A 23042-nucleotide genomic window follows, 5' to 3' on the forward strand; every position below is an offset into this window, starting at 1 on the left:
CTCACTCGGCGGAACGTTCCGAGTGGCCCAGGGGCTTGCCCGGGGCCACCCGGTCGCGTACGAGCTGCTTCACGGCCGTCGGCTCCGGGAAGCCCTGCTCGCGCCGGTCCCACACCACCTCGTCGTTCACCCGCACGACGAACACGCCACCCGTACCGGGCTTGAGCGACAGCTCGCTCAGCTCCGCCTCGAACGTGGTCAGCAGTTCCTGCGCCAGCCAGGCCGCCCGTGGCAGCCAGCGGCACCGGGTGCAGTACTCGATCTGGACGCGGTGTGTCATCCCAGGTGCACCGACCAATCCTGTTCCGCGGCCGGTTTGCCGTGCAGGTCCGGGACCCGCTTCAGCCAGTTGGGCCGGCCTTGCTGTGTCCGCGCCGCACGCCGGGCCTCCTCGGCGGCGCGCTCCTGCGGCGAGGGGAAGTCGGTGGGCAGCCATGCCGCGGACGCCTTGACCCGGGCCGAGAGGTAGTCCACGTAGGCGTCACGGACGTCGCCGGGCGCGGCGAAGCCCGGCTCGCCCGTCAGCCAGGCGTCCGGTACCTCCTCGGTGACCTCGCGCAGCAGTTCCTCGGTCACGAGCGGCGCGAGGGCGTCCTCCGCGGCCCGCATGTCCGGGGCGAAGTGGCCGAGGGCGTGGTGGCGGAAGTCGTAGGCCTTCTCGGGTGCGGAGGCGTCCCAGCGGTGGTGGAAGACCAGCGCGGCACCGTGGTCGATCAGCCACAGCCGCGGGGGCGCGACGCCCAGGGTCGGCCAGACCATGAGGTTGGAACTGTGCACCGTGCGGTCCACGTTCACGGTCAGCGCGTCGAGCCAGATGATCCGGCCGGCCTCCACCGGGTCGACGGGGAAGACCTCGGCGACCTCGGGGGTGAAGTCCCGGGCCCCGGGCAGGTGGTCCATGCCGAGGTTGAGGCCGGGGCTCGCGTTCAGCAGGTCGCGCACCTCCTGGTGCGGTTCGTGCGCGCCGATCGCGGGGTCGAAGTGGGCGAGGACAAGCTCCGGGACGCGCAGCCCGAGGCGGCGCCCCAGCTCGCCCACGATCACCTCGGCGACCAGGGCCTTCGTGCCCTGTGCGGAGCCGGTGAACTTCACCACGTAGGTGCCCAGGTCGTCGGCCTCCACGACTCCGGGCACGGAGCCGCCGGAGCGCAGGGGTGCGACGTAGCGGGTTGCAGTAACCTCCCTCAGCATTCTCCAAGGCTCCACAACTCGTTCGCCTTGCAATCCATGGCAAACCCCAAACGGGTGCAGCTCAGGCAACCGCCTGCGCTGCGCCCCTTGTTTCCGGCCTCCGGCATGAAGTGAGCATAGTAACCGAGAGTGACATCCGGCGGGGAGTGTCCGAGCCACCGCGCCCGTGCAACGCCGGCCCGGCTGCGCAGGGGGCCGGGCCGGCGTCCGCCCGTCGTACGGACGCCGAATGCTCTGCTGATCGATGATCGGCTCGGTCGGGCAGTCAGGCGTTCAGCGCGGCAAGCTCCGCGTTGGCCCGCTCGGCGACCAAGGTGAGGACGCGGCCGGCGGCGGCCAGGTCCTCGACGGGTATCCCGCCCCAGATACGGGCGGTGATGGGGGCGGTCTCCGCGCCGACGGCGGCGATCAGCTCGCGCCCCGCCTCCGTGGGGCGAAGGTGCGCGCCGTCCGCGACGAGCAGCTGCTTGGCCAGCAGCTCGTCGAGGGTGGCGCGGAGGTCGGCCGGATCGGCCTTGAGGGCACCCCGGACCTGGGTGATGAGATCGTCCGGCGTCTGCGGGGCGTCGGCGGTGATGGCGGCCCGCAAGGCGATCTGCTGCTGGAACGTGATCCCGTGCCGGGCCAGGACCTGCTCCAGGACGCCGCGGGCGGCGTAGTGGGCCAGGCCGAGAGCGCGGGAGTCGGCGACGGGTGCGGTGGTGGATGCAGCGGTGGTCATGGTGGTGTCCCCCAAGTCAGGAACTCTCGTCGTTCGGTAGGGATGGAGCGAGAGGTGCGTCGAGCAGCGTCGTCAGCTCGTCGGTGAACGCACGCGTCCGCGGGGCGTCGAGACCGCCGAGCGGCTCCAGCAACTGCTGAAGCAGTTCCTGGACCACCGCGACGGCCTGCCGCGTGACGGCCTGGCCCTGCTCGGTGAGGGAGAGCTGCACAGCGCGCGGGTCGCGGGGATCGCGGGTGCGGAGGATCAGACCGGCCGCCTCCAGGGCGCGCGCCAGCTTCGAGACGTACAGCGCCTCCAGGCCGGTGTGGTCGGCGAGTCTGCGCTGGCTGGGCCGCTCCCCGGCGCGCTGCATGCCGAGCAGCGACGCGACCAGTGAGTACTGCGCGTGGGTGAGGCCCAGCGGAGCCACCGCGCGGTCGACCGCGACGCGCCACTTGTTGGCGAGCCGCCACACCAGGAAACCGGGCGTGGGGCCCGGTGAACCCTTGCTCATGCCGATAGATTACATGGCTACTATATCCATGGCTACTATTTCTGGCGCCGGGAATTCCAGCCCATCGACGCCGTCCCGCAAACCATGGCGATCGGGGGAGGTACGCGCGCCGATCAAGTCCCGTCGGAGTTGCCCGGCACGCCGGCCGCACGGCGCCGGTGGCGAGCCGCTTTGGCGCTGTTGCCGCATCGTTGCATCGAGCACCAGCGCCGCGGCCTCCCGCGGCCGGTGTCCAGGTAGATCATCCGGCAGGTCTCCGAGTCACACTCGCGTAGGCGCGAGCGGCGAGCGGGGTCACCGAGCAGGGCGACCAGGTCCCGGGCGATCAGGCTCTGGAGGGCGTCGGCAGACAGGTGCGCACGTCGCTCGTCCACATGGAGTCCGGACGCGCTCAGGCTCAGCCGAGGCGCCGGGGGTTCCACCTGCGCTCGCCGGTTGACGAGTTCCACCGAGTCCGGGTTCGGTCGTCGGCCGTGCAGGACTGCCGTGGTGATGTCGTACGCGGCGGCCCGGAGCGCATGCAGGGACTCGACGGTCCGGGGCGTGGCGTCCTCGTCGCGCAGCAGCAGTCCGACCCCGGCACACCAGCTGCGCAACCGCTCCACGCCGTGGAGGCGCTCGACCGGTGAGACCGGTCGACGGCCGAGGGTCGCGATGAGGTTGAGTGACAACGAGCCTGCATCGAACCGGAGTTCACGAAGTCGGACGGTCACCCGCGTGCCGAGTGCGTGACCGGCGCTGTCCTCCATGGTGCCCCATAGTAACCTATGAGACGGTTACCAAGCGCGGGGTGTCGGGGAGGACCTCTCCGCCGAGCCGTCCGCGGCACACCACCACTCGGGCCACCCGGTGGGGAAAGGCAGGCATCATGCGCATCGCGGTCGTGGGCGCGGGAGGCGTGGGCGGCTATTTCGGCGCCCGTCTCGCAGCGGCGGGTGACGACGTCACATTCGTGGCACGGGGGCGGCACCTGGCGGCGATCCGCGAACGCGGCCTGCTCGTACGCAGCCCTTTGGGAGACCTTCAGGTCCCCTCGGACGCGGTGGTGCCGACCATCGCCGACCTGGGTCCGGTCGACCTGGTCCTCATAACCGTCAAGTTGTGGGACACCGAAGACGTCGCCGCGCAACTGACCCACGTCGTCGGCCCCGACACCCGGGTCATCTCCCTGCAGAACGGCGTCCACAAGGACGAGACCCTGCGCAAGGTCCTGCCGAGGGAGTCGGTCGTCGGCGGCGCCTGCTACATCTCCGCGGCAATCCAGGAGCCGGGGGTCGTCGTGCACAACGGGACCATGCAGAAGCTCGTGTTCGGCGCGTACGACGGCCAAGCCTCCGAGGTGCTGCAGGAGTTTCTGCGCCGCTGTCTGGAGGCCGGGATCGACGCCGAGATCAGCGACGACATCGAGCGGCTGATCTGGGAGAAGTTCGTCTTCCTGGTCGGGTTGTCCGGGGCGACCTCCGTCGTGCGGCGGCCCATCGGCGTGATCCGCGGCAACCCCCGCTCCCGGGCGCTCCTCCACGACCTGATGGCGGAGGCCGTGGCGGTCGGCCGGGCCGCGGGGGTGCAGCTGGACGCCGGGTACGCCGAGGACCGGCTCGCCTTCTGCGACACCCTGCCCGCGGCCATGACATCCTCCATGCACCACGACCTGACGCAGGGCAACAGGCTCGAACTCCCCTGGCTCAGCGGGGGCGTGGCCGAACTCGGCGAGCGCTTCGGCGTGAGCACCCCCCGTAACCGGACGGTGGCCGACGCGCTTGCCGCCTACGAGTCGGGAACACCCACCGCCGCGGTCTGAACTCCGGGTCCACGCATCCGACTCGGCGGGCCGGTCGTTGTTCGTAGCGGGGTCGACCGTCGAGCGCCGCGCCCGCCGTGGATCGGGAGCGGCGGCGCTCTACTCCTCGTCCAGCAGGTCCATGAGGGTCGCGCGCGCTCGGGAGCGGACCGTGCCGATCGGGCAGTCGCTGACCTCGGCCGCCTCCGCGTAGGGCAGGCCGAGCAACTGCGTGAGGATGAACGCCTCCCGACGGGCGGCGGGCAGCGAAGCCAGCAGATGGTACTGCAGGTGATAGGCGTGCTCCCAGGCGTCGACGACCAGCAGCGGGGTGGTGCCCTGGCCGACGTTCCCGTGGTGGTCGTAGACCTGCTCCACGATCAGGCGGCGGCCCAGCGGCTCCCAGGCCGGCACGCCCCAGCCGGAGCCCTGCACGGAGGTGGTGGCCACGGTGAGCTGCTTCCTGAACTGCTCGAAGCCGCCGAGGTGTTCGTCGATGGCGTCGGGGAGGGCTCCGTCGGGGCGGTCACCGCCGTCCGGCGAGAGGTTCTGCCAGAAGAACGAGTGCAGGACGTGCCCGGATCGTCGTCTCACCCGGCACCCGCCGATCCCGGCCCGCCCCGCTCACCCCAAGGCAGGCGGTCAGCGGCGGGCCAGCGGATTCGGCAGCGGGAGATAGCGCGCGTCCGCGCCGTCCGCGCCCGTCCAGCGCAGCAGGAGGTTGGTCTTGCCGGGCAGGGTGGGCGAGGCGAGCAGAGCGGGGATCTCGGGGACGGGGTGGCGGGACAGTTCGGCGCGGACGGGGGGCCAGGGGTTCCAGCCGGGGTGGCGTTCGCAGAGCAGGGCGGCCACTTCGATGAGGTTGTTGACGACCAGGCAGTACACCAGCCGCTCCCAGCCCGCCTCGCGGGACACGTCGGTCAGCAGCTTCACGCCTTCCGCGTCCCGGAACAGGGCCTGTACGGGCGCTCCCGTGGCGTCCACCGCGACCAGGGTGTTCTGCAGGTGCGCCTCGAGGACGACACCGTGCCGCTCGAACGCCTCGAGGGCCGGGGGCACGACCTGGCGCAGATACGCCGTCCACCAGGCGGCGGGGTCGGTGAGCCCGTCGAGCGGGCTGCCGTCGAAACCCTCCACCAGGGCCGCGGCGAGCAGCGGGGTGGTGCCGGGCAGCAGGTGCGGGCGCAGCCCGTCGCGGACCAGGACCGCCAGTTCCTCGAAGGCGAAGGCGGCCGTGCGCCAGCCGCGGTCGCTCAGCCAGGCCGCCGGACCCTGGTGCGCGGCGAACGCGGACGCCACCGCCGCGTCCGTGCGGCGCAGCTTGAGCAGGTCGTGGCGCCACAGCCGACGGATGTCGTTGGTGATCCGCACGTCCAGGCTGAACTTGACGAAGAGATCGTGCTCGGGGGCGTACACGGTGCGGATGGCCGCCGTCGGCCACACGGGCCGCGCGGTCTCGCCGAGCCGGATCAGGCGCCCGTCCTCGAACGCCTCGCGGATCTCCGGGCGGGCGCCGACCAGGGCGAGCTGCCAGGGGTGGGCGGGCAGCAGCCGGTAGCCGCGCGGGGCGGTGCCGAGCGCGTCCAGCGCCGTGGTGTCGCCCTCCTCGACGACCGTGTCCTCGCGTACACCCAAAAGGGTGAGCGGGTAGCGGGCGTACGCCTCGGGGGCGTACGGCAGCCAGCTCGCGACGGGTCCGCCGCCGCGCGCCTTCGGGGCCGGGTGGTGGGGGTGTCCGGTGACCAGGGACTGTTCGGAGCGGACGTACGGGTCGTCCGGGGCCGTCGCGCGGGCGCGTGCGGCCAGGATGGCGGCCACCGCGTCCCGGCTGTCGAGCATCTCGCCGGGCAGTTCGGAGTTGGACAGGCCGGTGGCCCGGCGCAGCTCGTCGGCGGTGAGTTTGACCAGCTCGGCGTGGGTGAGCGGGTGCCAGGCCCCACCCGCGTACACCTCGGGATCGCTGGGGCGGCGGGTGCCGCGCACGCGCAGCAGCCGACCACCCGCCCGCAGGCGGTGGACGCCCCGCTCGCCGGCGGGCTCGGCCGCCTCCCGGAGCAGGCAGTTCAACAGCGGCGCCGCAGCGTGGGCGTCGGCGCGCGCGGGGACGTCGTCCCCAAGGAGCATGGGGTCCATGCGATCCATTCGTTCCGTACGGTGCAGTGACGATCAGTATGTCTGTCGTGGACCCGTGCCACGATGCATCGCCCCGTCACCGAGGAGCCCCGACCGTGCCCCCTTCCTCTCCCGCCGAGGTTTCCGCCGAGGCCGCGTTCGCCGCCGAGCTGGACGCCGTGCGGCCCGATCTGTCGGCCTCCTACGCGGCGGCGCTCCCCGGCGCCCGGGCCGCCGTCCTCACGCGTCTGTGGCGGGCACTGGCCCATGAGCCGCTGCCGTGGATCGAAGGCCGGGACCGAACGGCCGAGGGGCTGACCCTGCGTCTGGCGGACGGGCGGCGGCTGCACGGGCCGGCCGCGGACCCGTACGCGACCGCCGCGTATGTGACCGAGGTACGGCTCGACGGGCGGGCGTACGACCGCGCGGCGGAGCTGGTCGCGGCACTCGGCGTGCCGCACGGGGACGCCTTCGCCACCGAACTCGGCCACAGCACGGCTTCGCTGGCGCTGTCGCGGGCCGGCCGGCCGTGTGAGGCGTCCGAACCGGTGACGAGCTGGGCGTGGGAGCAGCGGGTGGTCGACGGGCACCCGTATCACCCGAACTGCCGTTCGCGTCCTGGCTTCTCGGTGGCCGAGCAGCTGGCGTACGGGCCCGAGCACCGGCCGCTGGTACGGCTCGGGCTGGTCCCCGTGGACGACGCCCTCGTCCGGGGCGAGTGGCCCGCGTGGCTGCGGGACGGCGAGCGCGCGCTGGTCCCGGTCCACCCCTGGCAGACGGCGCATGTGCTCGGCGTGGCGGCCGGGGACGGTCCGGTCGCACGTCCGCTGATGTCCCTGCGGACCTTGGCGCTGCTCGACGGCGGCCCGCATGTGAAGACCGCGGTCAGCGCGCGGCTGACGTCCTCCGTGCGGGACATCTCGGTCGCCTCCGTCGAGACGGCCCTCGCGCTGTCCGGCTTCCTGGAGTCGACGGCCGCGCGTACGGACGGCCTGCTGCACGTCACCCGCACCCTGGGCGCGGCGAGCGCCCACTCCCCCGATCTCGCGGCGATGCTGCGGGAACCGCCGGAGACCTACGCGGACCCGGCGGCCGGCGAGCGGATCGTCCCGGTGGCGGCCCTGCCGCTCACCGGCCTGCCCGCCTCCCCCGCCTGGCTCGCCGCCTTCACACGGCTGGCCCTCACCGTCTGCCTGCGGATGCTGGACGTGGGCGTGGCCCTGGAGGCGCACGGGCAGAACCTGCTGGTGGTGCTCTCGCCCACGGGTGAGCCGCTGCGGCTGGTCTACCGGGACCTGGCCGACATCCGGGTGAGCCCGGCCCGACTGGCCCGGCACGGCGTCAAGGCCCCGGAGGTGGCCGACCGGATCGTCACGGACGACGAGACGGCCCTGCGTCGCAAGCTGTTCGGCTCGCTCGTGGCGGGCGCGCTGGCCTCCACGGCGGGTTCGGCGCCCGCACTGCGGGCGGCACTGGAGGCCGTCGTACGGGATCTGCCGGACACCCCCGACCTGGCGGTCCTGTGCGAAGCGCCGCTGCCCACCAAGGCGTTGACGCTGATGCGACTGTCCCCCGAGCCCGGGGACCTGTGGACACGGCTGCCGAACCCGCTTCTGCAGTGACGGGATCCGCTGGGTCCCTTGATCGATCCCTTGATCGTCCTTGATTGGTCCTTGGTGGTCCCTTGCCCTTTGATCGGTCCTTTGATCGGTCCTTGATCGTTTTGAAGCGCAGCCCCATTGATCAATAAGATCCGCCGATGATCACAAGACAACGGCTGGCGGCGGGAGTCTGCGCCCTGCTCGCCGCCCTGGCGGCCGGGATCGCGGTCCCGGCCGATGCCGTCGCCGACGAGACGACAGCCCAGGACGCGCCCAAGGTCGATCTCGTCCTCGACGTCAGCGGTTCCATGCGGGCGCGGGACATCGACGGCGGTTCGCGGATGGCCGCGGCGAAGCAGGCCTTCAACGAGGTCCTGGACGCGACGCCGGAGGAGGTGCAGCTCGGCATCCGGACGCTGGGCGCCAACTACCCGGGCAACGACCGCAGGACGGGCTGCAAGGACACCGCGCAGCTCTACCCGGTCGGCCCGCTGAACCGGACCGAGGCCAAGACGGCCGTGGCGACGCTGCAGCCCACCGGCTGGACGCCGATCGGCCCCGCGCTGCTGAAGGCGGCGGACGACCTGGGCGGCGGCAAGGGTTCCAAGCGCATCGTCCTGATCAGCGACGGCGAGGACACCTGCGCCCCGCTGGACCCGTGCGAGGTGGCTCGGGAGATCGCCGCCAAGGGCATCGGGCTGACCATCGACACTCTGGGGCTCGTGCCGGACGCCAAACTGAACAAGCAGCTCAGCTGTATCGCGGCGGCGACCGGCGGTACGTACACGTCGGTGCAGCACAAGGAGCAACTGTCCGACAAGGTCAACCAGTTGGTGGACCGCACGGCCAACAGGACGGTCACCCCGGTCGCCGTGGACGGCACCGACCGGTGCACCACGGCGCCCTCGCTGAAGTCCGGCCTCTACACCGATCGTGAGGAGTTCGGACAGCACCGCTTCTACCGCGTGGACGTGAAGCCGGGCCAGGAGCTGCGCGCCTCGGTGAGCGTCTCCGACGACCGTCAGGTGAACCCCGACTACGGGGTGACGCTGCGCGCCGTCACCGTGCACGGGCGTGAGATCGTGCGCGGCGAGGCCACCGGTACGGGCCGCACGGATGTCCTGTCGACCGGACTGCGCTATCCGAAGGCCGAGAGCGACGAGAAGGAAGCGCCCGCCGAGACGGTGTGCCTCCAGGTCGCCAATTCCTTCTCCCCGGCGGCCGGTGTGAAGACCACGCCCGGGCTGCCGCTGGAGCTGACGGTCGACGTGGTCGACGGTCCCGGCAAGGCGCGCGACGTGGCCGCCTTCGGCCTCGGACGCGGCTGGTGGCTGCTCGGCGCGCTCGTCCTGACCGGCTTCCTCGCGGGTCTGGTGTGGGGCTGGCTGTCGCGCTGGCGGATCGCGGTGTGGAGGACCAACTGATGCGTATCGCACGAGTGCTGACCATGGCGGCCCTGCTGCTGGGTGCCGCCGCCTCCCCGGCCGTGGCCGACTCCTCGCCCTCCGCAAGCCCGTCCGGCGACAGCGCCGCGCCCACCTCGGCCGGCACGTCGTTCCGTACGGCGACGGAGATCCAGCAGGGCCGGCAGGCGACGGCGAGCGCCTCCACGGGCGACTACCTGTACTGGCAGTTCCCGGCGGAGGCGCAGCAGCGGCCCACCGTGAAGGCGGCGGTCAAGCTGCCGTCGTCGGCGCGGAGCTCGGCGCAGACCTGGCAACTGGACGTGTACGACGGGCTGCGGCGCCGCCAGGCGTGCCAGTACGGGGCGCAGACCCGCAGCGCCGCCCCGGACGCGACGTCCGTGAACCTGTCCTGCACGCTGCGCACGGTGCGCGCCTGGTCGGAGCCGTGGGCCAACGACCCGCTGCCGGGCACGTACTACATCCGGCTCACCGTCGTGGGGGTCGGCCCCGCCGACCTCGGGCAGCCGGTGAACGCCGAGGTCCGGGTCGATTCCAAGGACATCGGCGGCTCGGCGGCGGTGGACGGCTCGCTGGCGCAGCCGCTGGTGCCGGGCATAGCGACGCGGTCCGAAACGTCCTCCGGCTCGGCGGGCTCGGACACGGCCGCCCTCTCGAAGCTGAGGCCCGACACCTCCGGCTGGTGGTCCGACCGCTGGGTGTGGACCGGAATCGGCGGCATCCTCGCCGCCCTCGCGGGCATCGGCGGCTACGCGCTGACCCGCGGCTCGGGGCGACCGTCCCGGGTGCCCCCAGGAGTCTGAAGCCGTCACCGGTACCGCCGAGGCCCCCGCGTCCCCGACGACGCGGGGGCTTCCCTGCGATTAATCCCCCCGCAACACCTTGGCGAGCGTGCTGTCCCCCGACACCTCGACGCGCCCCCCCGTCACAGCCTGATGGAGCGTCAAGGAGCCACGTGCAAGGGCGCCGCACGTCTCCGCGTCCAGGGTCAGCCGGGCGTCGGGCTCCTCCGGGGCGTTCCCGTCGCCGTACACCGGGCCGCCCTCGGCGCCCAGCCACAGGTGGAACGCCCCCTCGTCCAGCCGGACTTCGACCAGGCCCTCCCCTTCCAGGCAGCTCAGCAGCGGCAGTGCGAACCAGTGCGCGCGTACCGCGTCCGTCGGTCGGCGCTCCCCCAGCGCGGGCGCGCCCCAGGTGCCGAGCGCCTGGAGCACCGGCAGCAACTCACCTCCGCGAGGCGTGAGTTCGTACACGAACGCAGCCCCGGGCGGTGGCAGGCGGCGCCGCGTGGTGAGCCCGTCGCGCTCCATGTCCCTCAGCCGGGAGGCCAGCACGTCCGTGCTCACGCCCGGCAGGTCCGCGTGCAGATCGGTGTAGCGGCGGGGACCGGCGAGCAGCTCGCGGACGATCAGGAGGGTCCAGCGGTCGCCCACGACATCGAGCGCGCGGGCCGTGGAGCAGTACTGGTCGTAGCTTCGGCGAGGTGACATGCGACGCAGTCTAGACGGGTTGTTGGACTTTCCAAGCTGTCACTTGGTAAAACCAAGCAAGACAAGTCACCGGAGGGGAAGCGTCCATGGAGTTCCGGCAGTCGAGCAAGCTCAGCGAGGTCTGTTACGAGATCCGCGGCCCGGTGATCGAGCACGCCAACGCGCTGGAGGAGGCCGGCCACAGCGTGCTGCGCCTGAACACCGGCAACCCCGCGCTGTTCGGTTTCGAGGCGCCGGAGGAGATCCTCCAGGACATGATCCGGATGCTGCCCCGGGCGCACGGCTACACGGACTCGCGCGGCATCCTCTCCGCCCGCCGCGCGGTGGCGCAGCGCTACCAGGAGCGGGGCCTGGAGGTCGGCGTCGACGACGTCTTCCTCGGCAACGGCGTGTCCGAGCTGGTCTCGATGGCCGTGCAGGCGCTGGTCGAGGACGGTGACGAAATCCTCATCCCCGCACCGGACTTCCCGCTCTGGACCGCCGTGACCACGCTCGCGGGCGGCAAGGCGGTCCACTACCTGTGCGACGAACAGTCCGACTGGTACCCGGACCTGGACGACATGGCGTCGAAGATCACGGACCGCACGAAGGCCGTGGTCATCATCAACCCCAACAACCCGACCGGCGCGGTCTACCCGAAGGAGATCCTCGAGGGCATCCTCGACCTCGCCCGCCGACACGGCCTGATGGTCTTCGCGGACGAGATCTACGACCAGATCCTGTACGACGACGCGGTCCACCACTCGACCGCCGCGCTCGCCCCCGACCTGGTGGTCCTCACCTTCTGCGGCCTGTCGAAGACCTACCGGGTGGCGGGCTTCCGCTCCGGCTGGCTGGTCGTGACGGGCCCCAAGCAGCACGCGAAGGACTACCTGGAGGGGCTGACGATGCTGGCCTCCATGCGCCTGTGCGCCAACGCGCCCGCGCAGTACGCCATCCAGGCCGCCCTCGGCGGCCGCCAGTCCATCGACGAACTCACCGCCCCGGGCGGGCGCCTGCACGAACAGCGCGACCGGGCCTGGGAGAAGCTCAACGAGATCCCCGGCGTCACGTGCGTGAAGCCGAAGGGCGCGCTGTACGCGTTCCCGCGCCTCGACCCCAAGGTGCACAAGATCCACGACGACGAGAGGTTCGTCCTGGACCTGCTGCTGCGCGAGAAGATCCAGGTGGTCCAGGGCACGGGCTTCAACTGGCCCACCCCGGACCACTTCCGCATCCTGACGCTGCCGCACGCCGATGTCCTGGACACGGCGATCAGCAGGATCGGGCGGTTCCTCAGCGGGTACCGGCAGTGACGGGGCGAGGCCCACGGACCGCCCCGAGCACCTGATCCGCCGCCTCCCCCGAAGTACGCCCCGCGCCCCGCGTCCCGTTCCGTGCAGGACGCGGGGGCATGGGTCTCGACCGGCGGCGTCTCAGCTGCCCAGGGCCCGGCGCAGAGCCGTGGTGGCCTGCGCGACGGCCGACTTGGCGGCCTGCGTGTTCGCGAGGCCGTTGAGCATCACGAAGTCGTGGATCATCCGCGGGTAGTGGGTGGCGGTGACGGGGACGCCGGCCGCGCTGAGCTTGGCGGCGTACTGCCGGCCCTCGTCGGCCAGTACGTCGCTGTCGGTGATGACCAGCGCCTTGGGAAGGCCGCGCAGCTCGTCGACGGTGGCACGCAGCGGGGAGGCGGTGGGCCGGCTGCGGACCGAGGTGTCGGGGGCGTACTGGTTCCAGAACCACTTCATGCCCGCGGCGGTCAGCCAGCAGCCGGTGGCGAAGCGCCGGTAGGAGGCGGTGGTGAAGTCGGCGTTGGTGACCGGGTAGAACAGCACCTGCTGGGCCAGCTTGGGGCCCCCGCGCTGCTTGGCCATCAGGGTGACGGCGGCGGTCATGTTGCCCCCGACGCTGTCGCCGGCCACGGCGAGCCGGGAGCCGTCGACGCCGATGTCCCTGCCGTGCCGGGCGACCCACTGGGTGGCGGCGTAGGCCTGCTCGTCGGCGACGGAGTACTTGGCCTCGGGGGATCGGGTGTAGTTGACGAAGATCACCGCGGCCTTGGCGCCGTTGGCGATCTGCCGTACCAGCCGGTCGTGGGTGGAGGCGTCGCCGAGGACCCATCCTCCGCCGTGGAAGTACATGACCGCGGGCAGCGTGCCGGTCATGCCGCGCGGCCGGACGATGCGGATCGACACCGAGCCGGTGGGGCCGCCGGGTATGGTCCGCGTGGTGATGTCGGCGGGCAGCTTGGCCACCGGGTAGGCGGCCTGCAGCTTCAACAGGGCCTGGCGGGCGGCGGCGGGGGTCAGGTTCTGGATCGGCGGGCCGTCCGCGGCGGCGAGCCTGTCGAGAAACGCCTGGGCGCCGGGTTCGAGGGTCACCTTGGGGTCGCCGCACGGCGCCTTGGGGGTGGCGGCGGCGGCCGGGCCGGCCAGGGCCGGGACGACCGCGAGAGCGGCGGTGGTGAGCAGCGCGGTGAGGCCGGACAGGGGCTTCAGCAGGGACCGGGAGCGTCGGATGGCGCTCATGGGCGTCCTCCTTCCGAGGGTCACTTCCCCAGTGAGCCTTCCTGTGCTCCCCGCCGTTCGGCCCGCCGGGGCAGGCCGATGGGGTGGCACCGTACGGCCGCCCGGGTGACCGGCGCAGCGGTGCGGTTTGCGGGCGGAGCGGAGCCGCGCGGTGTACTGGCGCAGCGGTGCGGTCCGCGCGCGGAGCCGGGGCGTCGGGCGGGCACGACCTCGGCGCAGGTGCGGGAGTGCCCTTGCTGTCAGCCCCCATTGGTATCTTCCGTAGCCGATCACCGAGAGCTGGTCAGGGACTTGGGGGAATCACATGGCGCAGGACGTGCACGGGACGGTGGCCGAGGGTTTCGAGGGCGTGCGGGAGGTGTTCGCCGCCTTCCTCGCCGAGGAGACCTACGCACCGGGTGCCCAGCTCGCCGCCTATGTGCACGGGCGCCGGGTGGTGGACCTGTGGGCCGGGGAGGGCGTGGAGGGGAGCTCCCTGACCACCCTGTTCTCGATATCGAAGGGGGCCGCGCACCTGGTGGTCGCGCTGCTGGTGCAGGACGGAGTGCTCGACCTCGACCGCACGGTGGCCTCTTACTGGCCGGAGTTCGCGGCCGAGGGCAAGGACCGGCTGACGCTGCGGGAGCTGCTGGAGCACAAGGCCGGTGTCGTGGGCGTGGACGGTGGCTTCACCGCCGGGGAACTGGCCGACGACCGGCTCATCGCCGCGCGCGTCGCCGGCCAGAAGCCGCTGTGGGAGCCGGGGACCGCGTACGGCTACCACGGCTGGGTCGTCGGGGCGCTGACCGGCGAGGTGGTCCGCCGGGTCACGGGCAGGTCGATCCAGGAGCTGTACGAGGAACGCGTACGGGCTCCCCACGGCCTCGACTTCCACCTCGGTCTGCCCGAGGAGCTGGAACCGCGGTGGCGTGAGGTGCAGCCGCTGGTGCCCACCCCTGAGCAGGCCGAGGCGCTGGCGGCGCGGGCGGCGGAGCCGGACAGCATCCGCGGCGTCGCCTTCAACCAGAACGCGCCCGAACCGGTCGACATGGTGGCCTTCGCCAACACCCGTTCGGTGCGCGCCCTCGGCGCCACCTCCTCCGGCGGGGTGGGCAACGCCCGAGGGGTGGCCGGGATGTACGCCGCCACGATCAGCACGCTGGACGGCAGGCCGCCGCTGCTGACGCCGGACACCGTGGCCGCGTTCAGCGGGCTGCGCACGCCGGGTACGGACCTGGTCACCGGGCAGACCGACCACTTCGGCCTCGGCTTCGAGTACCTCGCCGGGCGCTACCCGTTCCTGGGGCCCGACGCGTTCGGGCACAGCGGCGCGACCGGCTCGCTCGGCTTCGCGGATCCGGCGAGCGGGGTGGCCTACGCGTACACGCGCCGTCGGTTCGCCTTCCCCTCGGGCGAGGGCGCCTCCCCGGAGAACGGCCGTCTGGCCCACTCCGTGCTGCGCGCCGCCGCCACCGTGTGACACGGTGCCGGTGAGCGGAACAGGAAGGACACGGCGTGGGCGACCTCCTTCTGGTCCGGCACGGCGAGACCGAGTGGTCCCTGTCCGGCCGGCACACCGGGCGGACCGATGTCCCGCTGACCGAGCGCGGCCGGGAGCAGGCGCGCCGGCTGGCTCCGCTGATCGCGCGGCATCATGTGGCCGCCGCGTTCGTCAGCCCGCTGCGGCGGGCCCGGGAGACGGCACGGCTGGCCGGGATCGGTGGGGCGCGGGTCGACGCGGACCTGGCGGAGTGGGACTACGGCGGGTACGAGGGGGTCACGACCGTCGAGATCCACCGGACGCGGCCGGACTGGTTCCTGTTCACGGACGGGGTCGCACCCGGCCCGCCGGAGCGTCCCGGGGAGAGCCCGGAGGAGGTCGGGGCGCGGGCGGAGCGGATGCTCGCCAAGATCGACGCGGCGCTCGCGGAGTCGGAGGGCAGCGTGGTCGTCGTCTCGCACGGGCACTTCCTGCGGGTGCTGACCGCGCGGCGGCTCGGGCTGCCGGCCTCGGCGGGGGCGTTGTTCCAGCTCTCCACGGGGACGATGAGCCGGCTGAGCACGGAGCACCGCCGCCATGTCGTCGCCGGGTGGAATGTCAGACCCGACGCGTACTGTTCCCATGGGTCCCTCTCGGAGGGGGAGTCGGGGCTGTCCCGGGAGCACTGAGCGCTCCCTCGGAGCTGTGAGGGGAGGAGGCCGTGATCCGACCGCCGACCGCCGCGCAGCGGCGCCTGATCGAGGCCGCCGATCCGGTGACGGGGCGGCTGCGGGGGACGGAGGCTCAGCTGGCGGCGCTGGTGAAGCGGGGGCTGGCCTTCCGGCATCCGCGTCCGCCGCACGACCACTTCCTGACCCCGGCGGGGCACCGCATACGGGAGACGCCCGCCGAGGGAGCGGTCCGGGCCGCCCCGGCCGCCGCGGACTCGGGCGTGTTCGCGGCGCGGGTCGGTGGTGAGGAGGCCCAGGATGCAGGGCCCGCCCGGATGCGCGAAGTGCACAGCGCCTGGCAGGGGCTGCTGGAGCTGCGCCGGATGACCAATCCGGGCGGCGCCACGGATCGCCCCTGCGCATGGGAGCGGACGCATCTGGTGCGGGCCGCCGCGCTCGCCCTGGAGGCGGCCGGGCACCGGCCCGCGACCGGCGATGAGGGCACCGGCTACCGGGTGCGGGCGACCCCGCAGCCCGAGGCGGTCGCCGTGCACGAGCCGGACCTCACGGCACTGCGCGCCTGCGCGGCCACCCTGGAGGAGGCGGGATGGCAGGTGAGCGAGCACACCGAGCCGCGGACGCGGGAGCGGTATGCGCTGGCCTCGCCGAGACGCGTATGACGACGGCCGGGTCTTCCCTCAGTGGCCGCCGCTCGGGGGCTGGCAGTCGGTGCCGTCGGGGTAGCCGCCGAAGGCGTCCGCCCGGGTGGCGTCGCGGGTGATCGTGCCCTCCACGCACAGCGGGTCGGCGTCGATGAGAAAGCCCGCGCCGGTGGCGCCGTCCCCGTAGGACTGCACGTTCCGGTAGCCGAGACCGATGAGCGCTCTGCGGGTGCTCTCCGGGTGGAAATCACCGCGCCTGCGCAGCGGTTCGAGCGCGTGCTCGACGCGCGCGACGGCGGCGAGCCCTTGGCAACGGTTGCGGCCGTGCAGCGGTATGGGAACCCTGAAACCGTGGTTCTCGGCGTAGTGGTCGGTCGGCGGCGCCGTCGGGCTCGCGGTGTGGGCGGTCTTCGGGGGCGCCGACGTGGGACTCTCACCCGGGCACGGTAAGTCCACCGGCGCGCTCGGCGTCGCCGCCGCGGACCGGGAGGGCCTGCCCGCGGCGACGTCGTCCCCGGGCCGCTCGGTTCCGCATCCCGCCACCAGCAGGGCGAGGACCGCCATCGACAGCATCCCGAGTCTGCCCCCGGACGTTCTGATCATCGTCATGCCCCGATCATCGCCCGACGTCACGGCAGGCGTCATGAGTGGTTCCACTCACACCGTCCCGCCCTCGGAGGGGAGTTGACGATCGCTCCCCGCCCACTGCCGTACATTCGTACACCTGTATGTCGTCCGATGCCGTCGATGCCGTCACCTGTCGTCGCTGTGGAGGAAACACCGTGGCCGACCACGTCACCGAACCGTTCTCCGTCCGCGTCACCGTCCGGGGCTACGAGACCGACGCCCTGGGGCACCTCAACCAGAGCGTCTACCTGCAGTACGCGGAACACGCCCGGTGGTGCGTGCTCCAGGAGGCCGGGGTGGGCCAGTCCGAGTTGCTGTCCAAGGGTGTCGGTCCCGTCGTCCTGGAGACGACCATCCGCTACCTGCGGGAACTGCGCGCGGGCGACGAGGTGGACGTGACGTGCGCCTTCGAGTGGGGCGAGGGCAAGACGTTCCGGGTGGTGCAGACGATACGGAAGACGGACGGCACGGTCTCCGCCGAGACAGCCTCGGTCGGCGGCCTGCTGGACCTCAAGGAACGCAGGCTGGTCACCGACCCGCAGGGCTGCTTCCGGGCACTGGCGGTCAGGCCGGAGCTGTTCGGGCTGTAGCGCCAGGGGCAGTGAAACTGCAGCACCTTCCCATGTCCGCCGACGAACGTCCCGAGCTCTGGTACGGCCCGGACCGCGCCGTGTGAGGCGGCGACCTCACCGGCTGCGTCCGCCGACCTCATGTCGTGGCCGGGTTCCGGGGCGCCGGCGCCTGACTGACGGCGGCGCCGTCGGGACGCACCCTGCCGAGGTGGTGGAAGACCAGGTTCAGCAGGACCGCCGCCATACAGCCCGTGGAGATGCCCGAGTCCAGGACGATCCGGGCCGTCTGCGGGAACGCGTGGTAGAAGTCCGGGGCCGTGATCGGGATGATGCCGACGGCCAGGGAGACGGCCACGATCAGAGCGTTGCTGTCCTTCTCCAGGCCGGCCCGGACCAGGGTCTGGATGCCGCTCGCGGCCACCGAGCCGAACAGGACCACGCCGGCTCCGCCGAGCACCGGGCGCGGTACGACGGCGATGAGGGAGGCGGCCATCGGGCACAGCCCCATCAGGACGAGGAAGCCGCCGCCCGTGGCGACGACGTACCGGCTGCGGATGCGGGTCATCGCGACCAGGCCGATGTTCTGGGCGAAGGCGCTGCACATGAACCCGTTGAACAGGGGGCTGAGGGCCGAGCCGAGGGTGTCGGCGCGCAGGCCCGCCGCGATCGTCCGCTCGTCGGCGGGGCGTTCGACGATCTCGCCCAGCGCCAGCATGTCCGCGGTGGACTCCGTCATCGAGACCACCATCACCACGCACATCGACAGGATCGCGGCCGGCTGGAACCGGGGGACGCCGAAGTGGAACGGTGTCGGGAAGCCGATCACGTCCGCGCCCGCGACCGGGCCGAAGTCCGTCGCGCCGAAGGGGATCGCGACGATCGTGCCGGCGACGAGGCCGAGCAGGACGGCGATCTGTTTGACGAAGCCCCGGGTGAAGCGGCGCAGGAGGAGGACGAGGGCGAGAGTGATGCCCGCCAGGGTGAGGTGCGTCGCCGATCCGTAGTCGGGCGCCGCGGGGTCGGGGCCCTGGGCCCAGCCGAAGGCGACCGGGAGCAGGGACACACCGATGAGGGTGATCACCGTGCCGGTGACGACCGGGGGGAAGAAGCGGATCGCCTTGCAGAAGACCGGGGCTGCGAGGAAGCCCAGGATGCCTGCGACCATCACCGCGCCGAAGATGACCGGCAGGGCGTCGGACCTGTCATGCGTGGAGGCGACGATCGCGGTCATGGGGGCGACGCCGGCGAAGGTGACGCCGTTGACGAAGGGCAGCCGGGCGCCGATCTTCCAGATGCCGAGGGTCTGCAGGAAGGTGGCGAGGCCCGCGGTGAACAGGCAGGCGCCGGTGAGGAAGGTCAGGTCCGTGCCGGACAGGCCTACGGCCGCGCCGACGATCAGGGGCGGGGCGACGACTCCCGCGTACATGGCGGCCACGTGCTGCAGGCCGGTGGTCGCCATCTTCAGGGCGGGGAGTTTCTCGTCAACGGGATGGGCGGCCACGGCGGCTCCTCCGGTCGGTTGCACGTCGGCTCTGACGTGGGTTTCAAGGAGGTGGTGCGAGTGGGTACGGGGCGCCTCCCGCCCGACCGCGGTCGAGAGCGGGGAGGGACCAGGGGGTTCACCCGGACGGGGACCGTCCGGGGCGCGCACGTCCCTGCGCGCCCCGGAGACGGTCGCCATGGGCCCCGCTCGGGTCCACGGCCACCGGCCGGGAGCCGTCCCTCCCGGCCGGGGTCTTCACGGGCCGGTCAGTCCTGTCCGGCGATCCGCGCCAGGCGCCGGGCCTGGTCCCGGGTGGAGCGGGCGATGACGTCCTCGTCGGCGGTCAGCAGCCTGCCGTCCGCCACGATCTGACGGCCATTCACGAAGGAGGCGGTAACCGGTGCCGCGGCCCCGAGGACCAGTGCCGTCACCGGGTCGGCGATGGAGGAGTGGGCGAGGGTGTCCATCCGCCACAGCACCAGGTCGGCCAGTTTGCCCGGTTCCAGGGAGCCGATCTCCGCGGCGCGGCCCAGCACCCGCGCGCCACCGTAGGTGCCGAGGCGCAGCGCCTGGCGGGCGTTCAGGGCGGCTTCCCGGTGGGCGCCCAGGCGGTTGATGAGGAGGGCGTTGCGCAGTTCGGTGTGGAGTTCGCCGGACTCGTTGGAGGCGGTGCCGTCCACGCCGAGGCCGACCGGGACGCCGGCGGCGAGCATGTCCGGTACGCGGGCGATGCCGGCGGCCAGGCGGGCGTTGGAGGACGGGCAGTGGGCGACGCCCGTCCTCGTACGGGCGAAGGCGGCGATGTCGGAGTCGTTCATGTGGACGCAGTGCGCCATCCACACGTCCTCGCCAAGCCAGCCGGTGGACTCGAAGTAGTCGGTCGGGCCCATGCCGAACAACTCGTGGCAGAACTTCTCCTCCTCCACCGTCTCCGAGCCGTGGGTGTGCAGCCGTACGCCCTTCCGGCGGGCCAACTCCGCGCCCTGCCTGAGCAGTTCGGTCGAGACCGAGAAGGGCGAGCAGGGGGCCACCGCCACCTGCGTCATGGCGTCGAAGGAGGCGTCGTGATGCTCGTCGACGGTCGCCTCGGTGGCGGCCAACGCGCCGTCGAGGGTCTCGACGGCGAAGTCCGGCGGCAGGCCGCCGTCGGACTCGCCGCGGTCCATGGAGCCACGCGCGAGGGTGAAGCGGACGCCCATCTCGCGGGCGGCGCGGATGATGGCGCCGGACAGGTCTCCGCAGCCCCTCGGGAAGACGTAGTGGTGGTCCATGGCGGTGGTGACGCCGCCGCGGGCCATCATCGCGAGCGAGCCCTGGGCCGCCGCGTGCACCATCGGTTCGTCGATGCGCGCCCACGTCGGGTACAGCGCGACGAGCCAGTCGAACAGGTTGTGGTCGGTGGCCAGGCCACGGGTGATCCACTGGTAGAAGTGGTGGTGGGTGTTGACCAGGCCCGGGGTGACGAGGTGGCCGGTGGCGTCGATGCGGCGTACCACGTTCTCCAGGCCCTCGGGGGCCTTGCCCCCGCCGACCGCCTCGATGCGGTTGCCGGCGAGGACCACGTACCCGTTCGCGTACTCGGTGTCATGCGCGTCGACGGTCGCGATGGCGGCGTTCTCGATGACGGTGCGCTGGGCTGTCATGGTTGGTGTTCTCGCTTCCGTCACAGGTTGGTGAGGTCCACCGGGATCCGCGCCTCGCACCCGTCCCGCAGGACGGTGGCCTCGATCAGGCCGTAGGGGCGGTCGGCGGCGAAGTACACCTCGTTGTCGTTCTTCAGCCCGAACGGCTCCAGGTCCACCAGGAAGTGGTGCTTGTTCGGCAGCGAGAAGCGGACCTCGTCGATCTCGGCGCGGTGGTCGATGACGCGGGCGCCCATCTGGTACAGCGTCTGCTGCAGGGACAGGGAGTAGGTCTCGGCGAAGGCCTGGAGCAGGTGCTTCCTCGTCTCCTCGTACGACGTCTCCCAGTCGGGCATCTCCTGGGCGTCACCGGTCCAGTTGAACCGCCAGCGGCCGGAGACCTCGGTGGCCAGGATGCGGTCGTGGGCCTCCGGGAGCGTCGTGTACCTGTCCCTGACGTAGCCCCAGAACTCGGAGTCGGTCGAGTTCATCACCGTCAGGTCCTTCAGACCGGAGACGACCTCCCAGGACGAGCCGTCGTAGGTGATCTGCGTCAGGCGGGTCTCCCGGCCGGCGCGGACGAAGGAGTGCGCGCCCTTCCCGGAGTGCTCGATCCGGTCCCAGGTGTACTCCTCGATCCGGATACGGGCCCGGTGGATCGGCGCCTGACTCGTCACGAAGTGGCGGGCGAGGTGGATGCCGAACTGCTCGGCGGAGTCGATGCCGTGCTCCTTGGCGAACGCGTACACCGTGTTCTTGGTGGTGTCGGTCGGCAGCACGTTGGCGTTGGAGCCGGAGTAGTGGACCTCGTCCATGTCGCCGCTCAGCGACACCGAGACGTTGAGGTCCTTGATGTGGTGGGTGGCGCCGTCCCGCGTGATCCTGACGACTCGGTTCTCGGCCTTGCCGTACTGGTTCTGTCCCAGCACGGGGCGGGCCGGGCGATTGTCTGCCATGTGCCTGCTAGCTCCCTCGGTAAACGGAGTAGCCGAACGGGTTGAGCAGCAGCGGTACGTGGTAGTGCTCGCCCGGCACGACGGCGAACGTGACCGTCACCTCCGGGAAGAACGCACCTCGGGCACCGCTGTCCCGATTCGCGGGGGCGTCCTGCTGCGCATCGGCTTGCTTCTTGTCGAACCTCTCGAAGTACGGCTCCACGGCGAAGTCGAGCCGTACGTGGGTCGTCCCTTCCGGCAGCGCCGGGAGGTCCTTGCACCGGCCGTCCGCGTCGGTCGCGGAGCCGCCGAGCGCCTGCCAGTCCCCTCCTTGCCCGGCGTGGGCGGACCGGCCCGGGCGCGCGGAGAGGCGGACGGCGACGCCCGCGGCGGGGCGGCCGACGCTGGTGTCCAGGATGTGCGTGGACACGGAGGCGGTGGTGCGGGTGCTCATACGGTTTCGTCCTCTTCGACGAGTCGTGCCAGACGGATACGGTTGATCTTGCCCAACTCGGTGCGGACGATCTCCCGTTCCTGTTCCGGCGCGTTGCCGATCCGCTGCTCGATCGCCTCGCGCATCTCCTCGCCGGTCCTCCCCGTGGCGCAGATCAGGAAGACATGGCCGAACTTCTCCTGGTACGCCAGGTTCAGCTCCAGCATCCGCGCCCTGAGCTCGTCGGAGGCACCGGCCATGCCCCGTTGCTCCCGTGCCGAGGTGGGATCGCCCGGCTCGGGGCGGCCGATCGGCGGGTGCCCGGCCATCGCCTCCCGGAGGTCCGCGGCGCTCAGCCCGGCCATGGCGGCGTCGCTCGCGGCGTAGAGGTCTTCGGGGGTGGCGAAGGGGCGGGCGGCGAGCAGCCGTGTCACCCACGCGGTGGAGGCGCACACCTCGTGCAGCGCGGCGTCGGCCGCCCGCTCGTGCAGAGCGTTGAGGCGGAGAAGCCCGGGCGGCGCGGAAGTCGGCGTCATGCCGACAGCTAACGCCTTCCCCGCTCAGCTCGTCAACAGTTTGTTGAAAAATCGAGGTTACGGGGAACCGGGGTTCAGGACTCCTTCTCCCGGTTGAGGTAGTTGTAGACGGTGAACCGGCTGACGCCGAGCGCGCTCGCCACGGTTTCCACTCCATGGCGCACGGAGAAGGCGCCGCGCGCCTCCAGGGTCCGTACGACCTCCTGCTTGGCCTTGCGGTCCAGTTCGGACAGGGGTTTGCCGCGCTTGCGCTCCATGGCGGCCAGGATGTGATCCAGCGAGTCGGCGAGCTGCGGCAGGCGTACGGCGACGACGCCCGCGCCCTCCCAGACGAGCACCACGTCGTCGGGGCCGGCCTGGTCCGGGGGCAGCATCTCGCCCCCTATCGCGTCGACCAGCGGTTTCACCGCGGTGATGAACGGCTCGTCCCCGGTGCCGGTCACTTGCCCTCCCCGATCACATTGACCTGCAGGGAGATCCGGGTGGCGCCGGCCTGGAGGGTCCTGCGCAGCAGCGCGTCGACGGCGGTGAGCACGGCGTCGGCGCTGCCCTCCGCGGTGTTGCCGAACGGGCCGACGTCCACGGCGTCCAGATCGGCGGCCCCGATGACGTCGCGGGCCACCAGCGCGTGCGCCGGCGCCTCGTCGAGGTCGAAGGGCTCGGTCGTGAACTCCACTCTCAAACGCATACTGCCCCCAGACACCGACGTGACCTGCG

Annotated in this window: 26 protein-coding genes and 1 pseudogene; 9 read left to right on the plus strand and 18 right to left on the minus strand. The window is 72.0% G+C overall.

Annotated elements, in window-relative coordinates:
* Position 1: 1 nt before the first annotated feature.
* From ACFYZJ_RS00685 to ACFYZJ_RS00705, 5 genes are all read right to left on the minus strand, one after another.
* Complete coding sequence (locus ACFYZJ_RS00685; RefSeq protein ID WP_388561359.1) at positions 2-280, minus strand: SelT/SelW/SelH family protein; 279 nt, start codon at positions 278-280, stop codon at positions 2-4.
* Positions 277-1191, minus strand: coding sequence for a HipA family kinase (locus ACFYZJ_RS00690; RefSeq protein ID WP_388561361.1), 915 nt, complete (start codon positions 1189-1191; stop codon positions 277-279). Before ACFYZJ_RS00690 ends, ACFYZJ_RS00685 begins: the two co-directional genes overlap by 4 nt.
* Positions 1192-1456: 265 nt before the next feature.
* The gene (locus tag ACFYZJ_RS00695) at positions 1457-1912 is read right to left on the minus strand and encodes a MarR family transcriptional regulator (protein ID WP_388561363.1); all 456 of its coding nucleotides are present in this window, start codon (positions 1910-1912) and stop codon (positions 1457-1459) included.
* Between the two features lie 16 nt (positions 1913-1928).
* Positions 1929-2408, minus strand: coding sequence for a MarR family winged helix-turn-helix transcriptional regulator (locus ACFYZJ_RS00700; protein WP_388561365.1), 480 nt, complete (start codon positions 2406-2408; stop codon positions 1929-1931).
* 113 nt (positions 2409-2521) lie between these two features.
* Complete coding sequence (locus ACFYZJ_RS00705) at positions 2522-3157, minus strand: CGNR zinc finger domain-containing protein (protein ID WP_388561367.1); 636 nt, start codon at positions 3155-3157, stop codon at positions 2522-2524.
* Positions 3158-3276: 119 nt separating this feature from the next.
* Here ACFYZJ_RS00705 and ACFYZJ_RS00710 point away from each other — a divergent pair, with 119 nt between their 5' ends.
* Positions 3277-4209, plus strand: coding sequence for a ketopantoate reductase family protein (locus ACFYZJ_RS00710; protein ID WP_388561369.1), 933 nt, complete (start codon positions 3277-3279; stop codon positions 4207-4209).
* Between the two features lie 99 nt (positions 4210-4308).
* On the opposite strand, the gene ACFYZJ_RS00715 is transcribed toward ACFYZJ_RS00710, so the two are convergent.
* The 3 genes and pseudogenes from ACFYZJ_RS00715 to ACFYZJ_RS00725 all read right to left on the minus strand — a co-directional run bounded on the left by ACFYZJ_RS00715 (position 4309) and on the right by ACFYZJ_RS00725 (position 6330).
* A complete protein-coding gene (locus tag ACFYZJ_RS00715) occupies positions 4309-4479 on the minus strand; it encodes a sigma factor-like helix-turn-helix DNA-binding protein (protein ID WP_388562186.1) in 171 nt (56 codons plus the stop codon).
* Positions 4471-4770, minus strand: a pseudogene (locus ACFYZJ_RS00720) (superoxide dismutase); the annotation flags it as partial. The pseudogene ACFYZJ_RS00720 and the gene ACFYZJ_RS00715, both read right to left, overlap by 9 nt.
* 60 nt (positions 4771-4830) lie before the next feature.
* A complete protein-coding gene (locus tag ACFYZJ_RS00725; RefSeq protein ID WP_388561371.1) occupies positions 4831-6330 on the minus strand; it encodes an IucA/IucC family protein in 1500 nt (499 codons plus the stop codon).
* A gap of 29 nt (positions 6331-6359) precedes the next feature.
* Between ACFYZJ_RS00725 and ACFYZJ_RS00730 the strand changes: the two genes are divergently transcribed.
* The 3 genes from ACFYZJ_RS00730 to ACFYZJ_RS00740 all read left to right on the plus strand — a co-directional run bounded on the left by ACFYZJ_RS00730 (position 6360) and on the right by ACFYZJ_RS00740 (position 10128).
* Complete coding sequence (locus tag ACFYZJ_RS00730) at positions 6360-7922, plus strand: IucA/IucC family protein (RefSeq protein ID WP_388561373.1); 1563 nt, start codon at positions 6360-6362, stop codon at positions 7920-7922.
* 137 nt (positions 7923-8059) lie between these two features.
* On the plus strand, positions 8060-9325 hold the full coding sequence (locus tag ACFYZJ_RS00735; RefSeq protein ID WP_388561375.1) for a VWA domain-containing protein: 1266 nt from the start codon (positions 8060-8062) through the stop codon (positions 9323-9325).
* Positions 9325-10128 carry a hypothetical protein gene (locus ACFYZJ_RS00740; protein WP_388561377.1) on the plus strand — a complete coding sequence of 268 codons (804 nt, stop codon included), beginning with the start codon at positions 9325-9327 and terminating at the stop codon, positions 10126-10128. The genes ACFYZJ_RS00735 and ACFYZJ_RS00740 overlap by 1 nt, the downstream gene beginning before the upstream one ends.
* 60 nt (positions 10129-10188) lie before the next feature.
* On the opposite strand, the gene ACFYZJ_RS00745 is transcribed toward ACFYZJ_RS00740, so the two are convergent.
* Positions 10189-10815, minus strand: a complete 627-nt coding sequence (locus ACFYZJ_RS00745; RefSeq protein ID WP_388561379.1) for a winged helix-turn-helix transcriptional regulator — start codon at positions 10813-10815, stop codon at positions 10189-10191.
* Positions 10816-10901: 86 nt separating this feature from the next.
* Here ACFYZJ_RS00745 and ACFYZJ_RS00750 point away from each other — a divergent pair, with 86 nt between their 5' ends.
* Positions 10902-12110, plus strand: a complete 1209-nt coding sequence (locus tag ACFYZJ_RS00750) for a pyridoxal phosphate-dependent aminotransferase (protein WP_388561381.1) — start codon at positions 10902-10904, stop codon at positions 12108-12110.
* 120 nt (positions 12111-12230) lie between these two features.
* On the opposite strand, the gene ACFYZJ_RS00755 is transcribed toward ACFYZJ_RS00750, so the two are convergent.
* On the minus strand, positions 12231-13325 hold the full coding sequence (locus ACFYZJ_RS00755; protein WP_388561383.1) for an alpha/beta hydrolase: 1095 nt from the start codon (positions 13323-13325) through the stop codon (positions 12231-12233).
* A gap of 304 nt (positions 13326-13629) precedes the next feature.
* On the opposite strand from ACFYZJ_RS00755, the gene ACFYZJ_RS00760 reads away from it, so the two are divergent.
* The 3 genes from ACFYZJ_RS00760 to ACFYZJ_RS00770 are packed head-to-tail and all read left to right on the plus strand — an operon-like array spanning position 13630 to position 16135.
* Entirely contained in the window at positions 13630-14784 is a 1155-nt protein-coding gene (locus ACFYZJ_RS00760) for a serine hydrolase domain-containing protein (RefSeq protein ID WP_388561385.1), read from the plus strand.
* 35 nt (positions 14785-14819) lie between these two features.
* A complete protein-coding gene (locus tag ACFYZJ_RS00765) occupies positions 14820-15473 on the plus strand; it encodes a histidine phosphatase family protein (protein WP_388561387.1) in 654 nt (217 codons plus the stop codon).
* Between the two features lie 32 nt (positions 15474-15505).
* On the plus strand, positions 15506-16135 hold the full coding sequence (locus ACFYZJ_RS00770; RefSeq protein ID WP_388561389.1) for a hypothetical protein: 630 nt from the start codon (positions 15506-15508) through the stop codon (positions 16133-16135).
* A gap of 18 nt (positions 16136-16153) precedes the next feature.
* On the opposite strand, the gene ACFYZJ_RS00775 is transcribed toward ACFYZJ_RS00770, so the two are convergent.
* Positions 16154-16726: a hypothetical protein gene (locus tag ACFYZJ_RS00775; RefSeq protein WP_388561391.1), complete on the minus strand. Its 573-nt coding sequence runs from the start codon at positions 16724-16726 to the stop codon at positions 16154-16156.
* A gap of 173 nt (positions 16727-16899) precedes the next feature.
* Between ACFYZJ_RS00775 and ACFYZJ_RS00780 the strand changes: the two genes are divergently transcribed.
* Complete coding sequence (locus ACFYZJ_RS00780) at positions 16900-17334, plus strand: acyl-CoA thioesterase (protein WP_388561393.1); 435 nt, start codon at positions 16900-16902, stop codon at positions 17332-17334.
* A gap of 118 nt (positions 17335-17452) precedes the next feature.
* Here the strand turns inward: ACFYZJ_RS00780 and ACFYZJ_RS00785 are convergent, their stop codons facing one another.
* The 7 genes from ACFYZJ_RS00785 to ACFYZJ_RS00815 form a co-directional block, all read right to left on the minus strand.
* Positions 17453-18817, minus strand: a complete 1365-nt coding sequence (locus ACFYZJ_RS00785; protein WP_388561395.1) for a nucleobase:cation symporter-2 family protein — start codon at positions 18815-18817, stop codon at positions 17453-17455.
* Positions 18818-19065: 248 nt separating this feature from the next.
* Positions 19066-20442, minus strand: coding sequence for an 8-oxoguanine deaminase (locus tag ACFYZJ_RS00790; protein WP_388561397.1), 1377 nt, complete (start codon positions 20440-20442; stop codon positions 19066-19068).
* Between the two features lie 20 nt (positions 20443-20462).
* Positions 20463-21377 (minus strand): factor-independent urate hydroxylase, encoded by a 915-nt coding sequence (gene pucL / locus ACFYZJ_RS00795; protein WP_388561399.1) that lies wholly within the window; start codon positions 21375-21377, stop codon positions 20463-20465.
* 7 nt (positions 21378-21384) lie between these two features.
* On the minus strand, positions 21385-21810 hold the full coding sequence (uraH, locus tag ACFYZJ_RS00800; protein ID WP_388561401.1) for a hydroxyisourate hydrolase: 426 nt from the start codon (positions 21808-21810) through the stop codon (positions 21385-21387).
* Positions 21807-22325 carry a 2-oxo-4-hydroxy-4-carboxy-5-ureidoimidazoline decarboxylase gene (uraD, locus tag ACFYZJ_RS00805; protein ID WP_388561403.1) on the minus strand — a complete coding sequence of 173 codons (519 nt, stop codon included), beginning with the start codon at positions 22323-22325 and terminating at the stop codon, positions 21807-21809. The genes uraH and uraD overlap by 4 nt, the downstream gene beginning before the upstream one ends.
* Positions 22326-22399: 74 nt before the next feature.
* On the minus strand, positions 22400-22768 hold the full coding sequence (locus ACFYZJ_RS00810) for a helix-turn-helix domain-containing protein (RefSeq protein WP_388561405.1): 369 nt from the start codon (positions 22766-22768) through the stop codon (positions 22400-22402).
* Positions 22765-23013 carry a hypothetical protein gene (locus tag ACFYZJ_RS00815; RefSeq protein ID WP_388561407.1) on the minus strand — a complete coding sequence of 83 codons (249 nt, stop codon included), beginning with the start codon at positions 23011-23013 and terminating at the stop codon, positions 22765-22767. The genes ACFYZJ_RS00810 and ACFYZJ_RS00815 overlap by 4 nt, the downstream gene beginning before the upstream one ends.
* Positions 23014-23042 lie beyond the last annotated feature (29 nt).

Origin of the sequence: Streptomyces sp. NPDC001848 (assembly GCF_042891915.1) — a bacterium.
In the GTDB taxonomy this organism is placed as follows: Bacteria; Actinomycetota; Actinomycetes; order Streptomycetales; family Streptomycetaceae; genus Streptomyces.